The 12,344-nt window shown below is 62.6% G+C and carries 7 protein-coding genes; all 7 read right to left on the reverse strand.

The genetic code is table 11. The features are described 5' to 3' along the window. Window positions 1-20: 20 nt before the first annotated feature. Complete coding sequence (locus NXS98_RS13450; RefSeq protein ID WP_283845532.1) at window positions 21-3,026, reverse strand: hypothetical protein; 3,006 nt, start codon at window positions 3,024-3,026, stop codon at window positions 21-23. 33 nt (window positions 3,027-3,059) lie between these two features. Continuing rightward, complete coding sequence (locus tag NXS98_RS13455; RefSeq protein ID WP_283845533.1) at window positions 3,060-4,442, reverse strand: hypothetical protein; 1,383 nt, start codon at window positions 4,440-4,442, stop codon at window positions 3,060-3,062. Between the two features lie 27 nt (window positions 4,443-4,469). Beyond that, window positions 4,470-6,374, reverse strand: coding sequence for a hypothetical protein (locus NXS98_RS13460; RefSeq protein WP_283845534.1), 1,905 nt, complete (start codon window positions 6,372-6,374; stop codon window positions 4,470-4,472). 89 nt (window positions 6,375-6,463) lie between these two features. Next, window positions 6,464-7,357 carry a 5'-3' exonuclease gene (locus NXS98_RS13465; RefSeq protein ID WP_283845535.1) on the reverse strand — a complete coding sequence of 298 codons (894 nt, stop codon included), beginning with the start codon at window positions 7,355-7,357 and terminating at the stop codon, window positions 6,464-6,466. A 73-nt stretch (window positions 7,358-7,430) separates the two neighbouring features. After that, window positions 7,431-10,307 (reverse strand): secretin GspD/PilQ domain-containing protein, encoded by a 2,877-nt coding sequence (locus NXS98_RS13470; protein ID WP_283845536.1) that lies wholly within the window; start codon window positions 10,305-10,307, stop codon window positions 7,431-7,433. Between the two features lie 19 nt (window positions 10,308-10,326). Then, window positions 10,327-11,121, reverse strand: coding sequence for a hypothetical protein (locus NXS98_RS13475; RefSeq protein WP_283845537.1), 795 nt, complete (start codon window positions 11,119-11,121; stop codon window positions 10,327-10,329). Between the two features lie 9 nt (window positions 11,122-11,130). Beyond that, window positions 11,131-12,342 carry an Amuc_1100 family pilus-like protein gene (locus NXS98_RS13480; RefSeq protein ID WP_283845538.1) on the reverse strand — a complete coding sequence of 404 codons (1,212 nt, stop codon included), beginning with the start codon at window positions 12,340-12,342 and terminating at the stop codon, window positions 11,131-11,133. Window positions 12,343-12,344: the final 2 nt, after the last annotated feature.

Below are 12,344 nucleotides of genomic sequence, written 5' to 3' on the forward strand. Positions count from 1 at the left end.
TGCCGGCCCTCGCCGCCGGCTCAAGGTTGCGTTAAACCAATAAACGGCTCGACCCGCAGCCGGTAATACCGCGGCGCGCCCGGATGCACCGGATCCAGCACCGTCAGCCGCCCGTTCTGCGGCCCCTGCGTGATGGTGGTCAGCGGCAGCCACGGCCCGGCCGTTAAATTGGTGGTGTACTCCACCAGACTGGTGGAGTGCCGGATGGCCATCCAGGATAATTGCGCCTGCAAGGCCGGCGTCCGCACAAACTCCACCCGGAAATCCAGGTCCCGCCCGCTCGGCCACGGCGTCGGGTCCAGTTTGTTCGGGATGCCGTCCGCATCCAAGTCCGAGAACATGCTCTGCAACAGCGCCGCATTCAGCGTGACGGTGCGCCCGTCCACCACCAGGTTGGTGGAGCTGAACGCGCCCGTGTACTGGTACACCCAGCGCAACCGCCCACCCAGCGCGCCGTTGAGCTTGTCCGGCGACAGATTGGCGTTGGCAAAGTAAATGGTCAGATTGGGCGCAATCTGCAACGCGCTGGCCACATTGGTGGCAAACCCGCGAAACTCCAGGTAATCCACATACAGCGCATCGTTGGTCCCCGCCCCGGCAAACTCAAACAACGCCAAATCCGCGCCATCCAGCACCAACTGCCCCAGCGCCACATTGTTGGAATATCCCGCCGGCGTGGCCCCCAGATTCCGCCCCGCCCACACGTGCCGCACCAGCGTGTTGAAGGCCGCATGCGAGGTGATGCGCGTGCCCAGCAAGTTGCCCGTGCGCGGCCGCCGTGGCAGGACAAAGCCATCGGCCACCTGCCAGTCATTCAATGACGCCGGCCCGCCGTCCGTCAGCGCGTTGGTCACGTCCAGCAGCAACGCCCCGCCCGCGCTCAGCGCCGAGCCGACCGCGGTCAGATTGGCCGCCGTGATATCCACATCCGAGAGCGCGCTGATCCAGCCCCCGGCCAGCGTGCCGTTGGTCAGGCGCCATTGCACGCCCCCGGAAGAGGCCACCAGCGCGCCGCTGTTCACCAAATTCGTGGCGTACACCCGCAGCGACGCCCCGGTGATGTTGCCGCGGTTGATGAAATTCAGATACGGCACCTCCACCACGGCGGGCTGGCCGTAGAGGTCATTGGTCGCCAGCCGCGTGGAGAAATCCGCCGCCAATTGCACCTCGATGTTGCCGTCGTTGGTCAGGTGTTTCAGCCGCGGAAACGTCTCCGGCCCCCACGCCGAGCCGGAGGGCAGCACCAGCCCGGCCTGCCGGAAGGCGTCGCCCGAAATCGTCAAGGAATCCGCGTCCACCTTCAAGGCGGTGACGGCGGTAATGGCATCGTCTATCACCACATTGGTTGCCCGGGCCGTGAACTCCCACAAATACACCGGGACGGTCGGACTAAACTCGAAATCCACAAACATCACATGGTACTCCAGCTCATTGGTCTCCCAGTTGCCAGTGGACTGGTTTTGATTGGTGTAATCCACCGACCACACCGCGCTCCACGCGGCAATTTGCCCCCAGAAACGGTTGTAAGTGCTGGCCACCAGATTGGTGATGCGCAACACGCTTTGCGTGCTGCCCAAATCATACTTGATCATGGGCGCATCCACCATGCCCAGGGTGTTCCCCACCAGGTTGGACGCCACAATGCTCACCACATTGTCCGCATGGATGCGGGACTGCCGCAAATCCAGATGGTCGGCCTGAATTTCCAAACGCCCCGTGGCGTTGGTGGGGTCCGCATACAGGACGGGGGTAATCATACCCAACCCCAATAAATCATTGGTGGCATTGACCAACGCCGAATAGGCCGCATACCGATACGTCGCCCGGTTGGTCATCGCGTTGGCCGGATAAAACGTCACGTTGCTGTAAGCCAGATTGGGGCCTACGGAGCTAGTCCACAGAACCGGCGGCTCAAAGGTTAACTCATAGTTGTTCGGACGCCGCGTGCCAGTGGGCGAGAGCGTGCTGTCGGCCAGATATGCCTTGCGGTCATAACCGGTCAGCAGGTTGAAATTGGTCAACTGCATCGAATAATCGGTGAGGTACAGCGTAAGCTGCCGCGTGGCCTGCATGACGGGATCAAAATAAGTCGAGCGCAGCTCCACCACCGGGGCCGACTGGCTACCCCCGCCCAGGAAGCGCACCGTGGGCACGATGCCATTGGCCCAAGTGAGGTTGTTGGTGGGCAGGAAGACCACTTGAATCACAGCGCTGGTCTGGCTGACCCGGTTGCTCAGCACAAAGGCGTCATATTGCCCATAAGAACTGGAGAGGCCAAACAACGTCGGCAGGCTGGTTATGTTGGTCTGGATGCGATTGCGGCCTCCAAGCGCCAATTGCAACACCTGATGGGTGGGCGTGTTCGCGTAAGGCGTCGCGAAGCTGCCCTGCTGCAGGAAGGGCAAATTCAGCGCCGCCCCGTTGCTGCCGCTCAGCGTGCCGTCGCGGCCCACCGCCCAATAGGCATCCGTCACCCCGCGGGGATTGATATAACCACTGGATACGGTAATCGTGGACAAATCCACTTCCAAGTATTCCGGATCCCCGCCCACCCGAATAAAACTGCGGGAAAGATTCACGTTCTGACCCACCAGGCGCAGCAGGCCCTCCACGCCCACGCTCAACTGGCCGGGGTTGACAATGTTGGTGGCCCACATCTCCAGCCGCGAGCTGGCGTAGATTTTGCCTTGATTGTGAATCACCGCCGCCGGAAACCGCTCAATCACCGCCGGGCTGGTGTTGGTGCTGAAATCCAGCCGGAACCCCGGATAGCCCTCCATCCGGCCGCTGGTTTTGTTGGTGAAATACAGCGTGTACAGCGTGTCAAACGGCAAACCATACGCGCCTATGATGGAGCTATACCCCACCGAGAAAAGCGCGCTGTTGATGAACACCGTGGCCGCCACCTGCGGCGGGTAAGGCTGATAGGTCGTGTCGCTGTTGTTCTCATATACCGGCTGGCCCTGGCCCCAGAGTTGGACAGCAACCATCACGCCCGCCAGCAAGCCGGCGGCGCATGACCTCATCGTGGTAAGACTTCTGCGCATGACCCAAAAAAGTTAACGTGATTGCACCTGCTGCTCGATGTACTGAATGCTCAGGATGCTGGGAAAAACCACCGGCGCGTTGGTGGTGCCGTCAAACGCGCCCCACACGGCCGTGCGGCTGGCGTTGGCCTCGTCAAAGTAAGTGTCGTCGTTCAAAAACGCCGGCAACAGCGTAGTAAAAGAAATAATCGCCGGCCCGGACAACGTCCCCGGCCCGGCCTGGGTGGTGGTGCCATTCAAGGCGTCATTGGAGGTGAACGTCACATTGCGCTCAATCGCTACCGGCATCGGCACCCCCCCCGTCACCCCCAAATCCTCGGCGGTGAAGAGGATGTCCGGTGTCGTGACCGTGCGCGCCACATATTGGGGATAAGCCACGAAATTGGTGATGACCAAATCCGTGTAGTAATGGGTGTAAGGCACCAACTGCTGCCCCAGCAACGAATCATAATCCACCCGCTGGAAGGTGATTTTTTCAATGCCCGGCCGCAGCCCGGTCGTCTGGATGGTGTTGGTGCCGGTGCCCCCCCAGAAATTGGTTTGCAAGGTGGCATTGGTCGGCCACCAAATCATGTAGCCCCCGCCGGTGCCGCCCCCCAGCCCGTTGGTCACCCCCGCCGCCAGATTCTCCACCGCAAAATTGTGGTAACGATACAGATACCGCAACCCGCCCACATCATCCCGGGTTAAACCCGTGAAATACTGGCCGGCCACCGAGTTCTGCGCGGCCACGCTGGTGTAAGTCAACGCCAGGGGATCAGTCACAAACTCGATCGCATCGGCATAATCCCCCGGCCTCAACGGCTCCAGCACCTGGTAGGAATAGGCGGTGCCGTTGACCAGCCGGGTGGGCACCCATGTCACCGGATCAAAATTGCGCTGAATGACCAGATAGTTGGTGACGGTGGTATTTCCCACCGTTTGCAACTGCCGCGCCCGCAAACAAAACGCCCACCGCTCCGGCTGCGCCAGACCCAACAATTCAATCAGGTACTCCATCGTAGTGGATTTCAAATCCCACACCCCTAAAGCCTGCGCCTGGTAATTAACCCGTTTGGCGTCCAGCGGGAATTCTGTAAGATTCGAGCTTAAATTGGACACCGGCGGCAGCGCGTTGAAAATGGCGATGGCCTTTTCCACCTCCTCCACCCCGCGCTGGCCAAAGTACAACAGAAAACTCCGGTCAAAAGCGTAAGTGATGACCGGCACATTCCACCGATAACCCTCGGTCAACCCCATGGGGCCGCCAATGTCCTGGCGCCCCGGCGAAATCTGGTAGCCAATTGCGGGCGTCTGCCACGTGTCCCAAATGCCCAGCAGCGAAAATGCCCGCACGGGCGAGGAGGCCGTCAACGCCAGCATCACCGCCAAACCCACTGCTCTGAATCGTTTCATAACCTTGTGCCTCGAAAAACGCCTGCCTCAACGCAATCGCAAAACGCGATAAAATCCGGTGGACCCCGGCCCGGAAACCGCCACCGAGTCCGTATTCGTCGCCGCCAGCCGCGGCGCGCCATAATCCCGCCAGTCACCCAGCCGGTCTGCGATTTGCACCTGATACACCTGGCCGGGTTGCGTGTTCCAATTCAGCCGATACCCCTGCGGCGAGGAGCTGATGCTCATTTTCAGCACGCTCTGCGCGTCCCGCGGATTGGTCCCGGCCAGAAACTCCAACAAGTTCGAGACGCCGTCCCCATCGCTGTCCACCTGCCCGCCCGGCCACGCCGCCGGGTTGGGTCCCCAATACCGGGCCTGCCAGTCATCCGGCAACCCATCGTAATTATCGTCCGCCCCCCAGGTGCTGCCGGTCGCAACCGCGGATTGCGGGGAAACGCGCCCATCGGCCAGCCGATACGCCAGCCGCACGGTGTGCTGGCTGGCCGGGGCCAGATTCACCAGCGTGTGCATGTTGCTGGTCACCACCACCGGCGTGGTGGCGCCGTCCACATACAGCTCATAAGCCGTCACCGGCAGGCCTTCGAGCAGCGGCCACGTCACACTCAACCGGCTCTGGCTCAGCGCCGTGAGGTACGGCGCCGGCGGCGCCTCCAGCGGCGCCTGCTGCAAGTCATAGCGCCGCGCCCGCAAATCAAAACTGGTGTTCAAATTGACGTAGGTGGTCCAGGTCACCATGAATTTGTCCCGTCCATTGCTGGCCGCCACCGGATGCAACTGCTGATTCAGGGTCAGCTCGTTGCATTGAATTTCACTGCCCAACAACTGGCCGCTCGCCCCCACCAACTGCCCAAACACGCCTTCGCGCGAACCGTCCTGCCCCAGGCTCGTCCAGACCACCAGGGCGTCATCGCCCAACGTGGCCACCGAGGGCGTATATTGATCGCCGTAGGTGAAGGTGTTGATGCGGAAGGCGTTGCGCTGCACGGCTTTGCCCAGCGCCGAAAACGTCACCCCAAACACGTCCCAACTGTTTTCCGGCGCGTAAAAATCGGCATCGCGCAACACCGCGGCGCGCTGGCCCCACACCACGATGTAACCGCCATTGGCCAGCGGCGCAATGGCCGGGTTGGCGCAAATATTGGTGGTGGTGCTGATGGCCACCTCCCCGCCCAACGGCACGCCCTCCGGATTGAAAAGCTGCCCAAAAATCCCCGCGCGCACATTGTCGCCCGAGGTCTGATGCTCGGAAACCCAAACCACCACAAAATTGCCGCCCGCCAGCCCCGCCACCGCCGGGGTGCGCTGGTTCAAGTACGTGCTGGTGCTCACCTTGAATTCGGCGCTCAGCGGCACACCCGCCGGGCTAAAACGCCGCGCATACACCCCCTGATAACTGCCGTCCTGCTCGAAACTGCCCCACGTGATGATGACATTGCCGTCCGCCAGCACGGCCACCGCAGGATTGATTTGATCAAAGGCCGTGGTGGTGTTCACCTGTAAATCGCTGGTAATAAACGTGCCATTGGTGGCAATAAAAGTGGCATAAATGTCCCACGAACCACTTTGATTCCCCTGCCACACCACCACCGCCCCGCCGTCCTGCAACCGCGCCACCCGCGGACGGCTTTGCTCCCGCGCCCCCTGCTGATTCACCCGAAAAGAGCCGTAAATGCCCACCGCGCCCGCGCCCAGCCGTTGCGCCACAATGGCGGTATCCTGTCCATCGGTCATGTTGTCCTGCCACACCAGGTAGCCGCCCTCCGGCCCCAGCGCCACCGACGGCATCACCTGGTCCCCCACCAGGGCGCCCACGGGCGCGTACTCCGGGCCGGCCGGGCCATAGGGGATTTGTCCCCAGCCCGCGACGGCACACCACACCGTCAGGCTCGCCACCGCGAGTCTTTCACACACGCGTACAATTGCTGACATATCGTTCTTTCCTTCTACCAATCCAGCACCGTTTTGCAAACCTTATTGTGCCTGCCGGGACACCTTTTTTGGGGGCCCGCCAGGCCCCTTCAAAACAACTCACCCTGGGTGCCAATGGCCGGCCCCAGCTCTTTGAGCAGCGAACGAAAGCCCCATTGCGCGTAAAGTTCACGCAACCGGCGCGCATCCCGCCGCCCAGGCCGCAGGCGTTCCAGGTCCACCTGCCCCGGCAGCCGGTCATTGAGCCGGATCAGCCGTTGATTGCGGCGCACCACGGCCTCTGCCGCTTGCAGGGCAGTGCGCAAGGTATCGCTGTTCAGGTCGTTCAAGTGCTCGAATATCGCATTTATCGTGCCAAATTGCTGCAACAGTTTGGCCGCCGTTTTCGGCCCCACCCCCTCCACCCCGCGGATGTTGTCCACACTGTCCCCAATCAGGCTCAGCCAGTCCACCACCTGCCCCGGTTGCACGCCCGTCTTTTCCACCACCCGCTCGGGCGTCCACAGGGTTTCCGCGTCGTCATTGGGATTCAACAGGGCCACCTGCGGGGACACCAGTTGCATGAAATCCTTGTCCGGACTGGCAATGATGACCGCCGCCCCCTGCTCCACGGCCTGCCGGCTGGCCGTGGCAATCCAGTCATCCGCTTCCACCCCGTCTTGGCAAAAACTGGCCAGTCCGGCCGCTTCCAGCCAGGCTTGGATGCCGTCCAGTTGCCGGGCCAGGGCATCCGGCATGGGCGGGCGCTGGGCTTTGTACTCCGGCAACTCGCTGAGGCGCTCGGCTGCCATGCCGCCGTCCCAGGCCACCTGCAAAAACTCGGGCTGCCATTGCGCCTGCATTTTGCCCAGGGTCTTGATGAAACCGAAAATGGCATTGGTCGGCGAGCCATCGGGGGCTGCAAGGTTGCGGATGGCATGAAAAGCGCGGTAGGCGAAGGCATGGCCATCCACCAGCAACAGGCGTTTGTGTCTGGGAAACATACGGTTGTCCCGCGCCCCGCCAATTAAAAAGCCCCGCAGCAAGGTTGCGGGGCTGGCCCAGAAAAACCGGCTTTTACGGCCGCACAGCCGGCACGCCCGACGGCGCAGGAGTGGCCGGCGTGACCGGCACAATCGGCTTCTGCGGCGGGATGTTATTGGCCGCAAACGGCATTTCCTCGTCGGAGTGCAGCCGGTTGCCCGCCGGGTCAATCAGGGTGGGCGTCACAAAGATGGCCAGATTCTTCTTGGTGGTCTTCGAGGACTCGTTGCGGAAGAACCGGCCAAAGAGCGGCAAATCGCCCAGCACCGGCACCTTGTCCTTGATTTTCTGGACGTCCTCGGAAATCAGGCCGCCCAGCACCACCGTCTGGCCGTCCCATACCACGCAGGAGGTCACCACCTGCCGCAGGCGGAACTTGGGCAGCGGCGTCGGGGTGATGATTGGCGCCGCCGCGCCCGCGCCGCCCACCGATTGGATGGTCGCCACAAACGCGCCGGGGTCATCGTAGCCCAAAAACTCCTTCAGGGTGGGAATCAGGGTGAGCTGGATGGTGTAACCATCCGCGGAAACCGAAGGCACCACGTCCAGCGTGGGACCCACTTCCATGGGCTCGGTGATGGGCTGCACAATGGAGCCAATGCCGCCCCCCGTGCCCACGCCACCCACGCCACCCACGCCGCCGTAGTAACCGCCGCCGCTGGTTTGGTCCAAGCCCAGGTCGGTCACCACATATTTGATGTCCACCGCCTTGATTTGCGCCTGGCGGCCGCTCAGGGTGGTAATCTTCGGGCAGGCCAGCAAATCCACGCCGCTGCGATTCTCAATCGCCCGCAAAACCACGCGGAATTGCGGGTCGGTCAAGATGCCAGTAAAGGTCGCCAGCGGCAGACCCACCGGCGTCAGGCCGTGCGTCAACTTGTTATCCGTGGCCGCAGGCGGTTGCGCCCCCGGCCCGGTGAGCGTCGTGCCCGCCGGTCCCGGCCCGGGGAACACGCCATTGCCGCCCGGCAAACCCGGCACCGGTTGTCCCGGCGTCGGCCCCAGGGAGGGCATGGTGCCCGTGGTGGCGTCAATCTTGCCGCCGTTCATGCGCACGTTGCCCAGCCACCAGTCGAAGCCCAGCGCCCGGCTGTCATCCTGGGTGAACTCGGCAATGCGGGCTTCAATGGTCAACTGCTGCGGGGCCATGTTGAGCACTTCAATGGCCTGCTCCACAATGTCCAAATCCTGCAGGCTGGCCCGCACCATCAACAAACCTGTGCGGTCGTTGAAGAAAAACGCCTTCGGCGGGTCCATCGTCAACCCATGTGCTTCAAAAAAGGCGCGCACCGTGCCGCCCAGCGCCGTGGAATTGGTGGCGGTCAACCAGGGAATGCCGCCGCCGGCGCCGCCGCCGGCCTGGCCCGGACCACCACCGCCCCGGCCGCCGCCGCCGGCAACGTCCACTGCGGCGTAGGTGGATTCACCACCGCCGCCATAACCGCCGCCATAGCCACCGTAGCCGCCACCGTAACCGCCATAGCCACCCCGGCCGCCGCCATAGCCGCCATAGCCGCCCCGGCCGCCACCATAACCCCCGTAGCCGCCCCGGCCGCCGCCATAGCCGCCATAGCCACCATAGCCGCCGCCACCGCCACCCACGCCAAAGCTCATGCTCATGACCCCCTGCAAGCCCTGGTAGAAGGTATTGGCGTCCACCTTGAACACGCGGGTGTAGAGGGTCTCCGGCTCGTTCACCCGCAGCGAAATCACCACCGCATAGTCTTCAATGCTGTACTTGATTTTGGGCATGGCCGCCTTTTGCAGCACCTCCAGCACATCAATCAGCTTCATGTCCGTCAGCGCCGGATTGATGCGAATCTGAATGTCGCGAATGTTCACCGGCTCCTGCGGCTCCACCGGCACCGCCACCGGCTGGCCCGTCGCCGGGTCAATCGCCGCCGGCGCCGCGCTGGGCGGGGGAGGCGGGTCCACATTCTCGCTCAAGAAGAAATTGACGCCCTTCTTGTCCGGATCGCGTTTTTTGGCCTCGTCCGACAAATTTTTCACCACATCCTCCAGGCGCAACCCGTCATAAAAGACTTCCTCCAGTTTGATCTTTTCGAGTTTCTCCTTGATCATCTGGCGCCCCTTGGAAGTGTGCACCCGGGTATCCCGGGCATAAGGATTGGGCACCGGCAGGGTGTTCACCCGCGCCATGGGGCTGATCCACTTGTTCTCCACCTCCACAAAATTATTGGCGCTGTCATATTCGCGCACGCGGGAGGCCCGGGCAAACTTGGCCTCGGCCACTAGCCGCAGATAATGGAAGGCCGCCTTGTTTTCGGGGTCCAGCCGGGCGGCTTCGCGCAGCCGGGCCTCGGCCTCATCCAGCCGGCCCACTTCGTAAAGCAGCTTGCCGTCCTGCACCATGATGTCCACCTGCTCGCGCAGTTTCTCGATTTCCGGCAGCACCTTTTCCGTGATTTCCTTGCTGGGAGAGGTGCGGCGGTTTTCGTTCAGCAGGCGCTGATTTTCCTCCATGAGTTTGGGCAGCCGGGCATCGCGCGGCGCCACCGCAAAGGCGCGGCTGAGCTGCGCCTCGGCATCCCCGTAACGGCCCCACTTTTGCGCTTCCTTGGCCAGCTCGATGCGGCAGGTCACCAGCCCCGACACCACCTGCTGATTCTCCGCCTCCACCGTCGGCCCGATGCGTTTGCCCAACTCCAAGGCGTCCTCGTAGAGCTTGACGGCGGTGTTCCAGTCCTTGCGCTGCTGGGCCGCCTGAGCATCGGCCAGCTTCTTGCGCATGAGGATGGCCTGTTCCTGCCGGCGCACCGCCTCTTCCACCACCGTCTGGTCCACGGCGGTCTGGGCGCAGAGCGTCACCGCATCGGCAGCCAGCCACACCACTCCCATCACCGACGCGGCCAGCGCCGTCCTCATGAATCCGTGTCTCAAGGCAGCCACAACCATAAATCTATGACGTTTAATTCGCTTTCCCGTATTTCAGAATCGTTCGTTTGGTGGACGATTTGGCGGACAGTATCACCGCGTCCGCCTTGATTTCAACAGAATAATCCTCCCCGCCAAAAGAAACTGTGTCCCCGTCCCGCAGTTTGTTGAAGGTCAACCCCTCGACGTCATATTTCAAATCCGCCGTGTAGGCGTCGTTGCGCATGAACGGCCGGTCCTTGGCAATCGTGATGGTCTCCCGGGTTTCCGACAGCCGCTCCGTCAGCTCCAGCACCAGCGCCTGCGGATTGTCCGGCGGCCCCTTGACCTCTTTCAGCGTGAAAAAGTCGGTCTTGGGCGAGTTGGTGGAAATGTAGCGTTTGACCATCTTGCGCTCGGCCGGAATCAAGGACGCCTCGCGCACCACGCCCACGTGGTAGGAGGTCCCGGAAATGCCCTCCAGGCTGATGATGGTCCGCAGCGGCGTGATGCTCGCCACCACCGCCGCCCCCGGCCCCACTTCCGTGCCGGTCACCACTTTGATGCGCGTGCCATCCGGACGCTCCTGCCACAACACCGGGTTCAACACATTATGCGACCCGCTCAAAGTCAATTTGGTGGGCTGTTTGGCCCGGGCCAGCGCCGCGTCGTAGGCCGCCAGGTTCAACGGGGTGTAAGGCCGTTTCTTGGCCTGGATGCCCGCCCGCTTGTCTTCCAGAAATTTGCGCTCCCCTTCAATGCGGAACAGCATGTAAGCCACCACGGCCGCCAACCCCACCAGCACGGCGCTGAAGATGATTTTTTCGTAATGTTTCTTGAGGAATTCCATGCGTCAGCCTCAGTTGCGCGGCGCCGGCGCGCCATACAGGACTATGGATTCGATGTACAAGGTCACCCGGAAGGGTTTCTCATTCAAAATCGTGACCAGTCCCGGCCGGTTGGTCCGTGCACCGCCGGCCGCCGTCATCCCCGGAAAAGCCCCCGGAAAACCGGCGGCCGCCAGCAGCCTGGGCGGCTGGCTTAAAGGCAATAAATCCTGCGCGCCCCCCGGCTCAATGGCGCCCCGGCCGCCGCGGCCACCACCGCCGCGGCCACCGCCCCCGCGACCTCCGCCGTCTGGCGGCATCAGGCCCCCCGGCGGCCGCCCGCCGCCGCCCGGCTGGTAACCCGGCGGCACGTTGCCCCCCCCGCCCCCGCCTCCCGGCAGGGGGCGCGGCGGCAAAAAGGTGCGCGGTGGGCGAATTCCCGGCGGCGGGAATCCCGGCGGCGGCGGACTGCCCGGTGGCGGCATCAGCGTAGGATCAAACACGCCCGGCGCATCCAAGGGCACCGCCTCCACTTCCATGGCCTTGACCAGAAAACCATGCGGCGAATTCGCAAAGCCCTCCATCACCGCCGCCAGCTCCCCGCTGAAACAACGGAACGTCAAACGATACGGATAAATGGTGCCCAGCCGGTTGGTGCGAATCATCTCGTCGGTCAATTCCGCCGTCGGAATCGCCGGGTTGTCATCGTCCACCCCCGCCCGGGCGCGGGCCACGCTTTCCAGGCGGTTAATCTTGGCGTCAAAGAGGATTTCGCAGAACTTTTGAATCTCGGCCATTTGATGCGACATCGTGCGCATCCCCCCCAGCGAGAAATTCAACTGGTTGGCCTGTCCCTGGAAGCCATAGTAAAATTGGGGCGGCAGCAGCACGCCGGCCTTTTTGGCGCTGGCATTCAACTGGGCCACCATGTTGTCCAGCGCCGTTTTGAACTGCTGCGGAGTGTTGTACAACGTGGCCTTCACCGGCGTGAACAGCGGCCGCCCGTCCGCCATGAATTTCCGCAGCCGGTTGACATCGCCGCGCATGGCATTGAGGTTTTCCTGACTGGGGAAGGGGTTCATCTCATAGTACCCCTTGAGGGTGTGCCATTGCTGTTCCAGTTCGTCGGTGGCCAATTTGTCCTGGCCCAGTTTGCCAATCAAATTCACCACCGCCAGAATGATCAGCACCCCGGCCACCGCCGCGCCGATGACAAAAAACAGATTGCGTTTGACCCACGACATAC

Origin of the sequence: Fontisphaera persica, from assembly GCF_024832785.1 — a bacterium.
GTDB lineage: Bacteria > Verrucomicrobiota > Verrucomicrobiia > Limisphaerales > Fontisphaeraceae > Fontisphaera > Fontisphaera persica.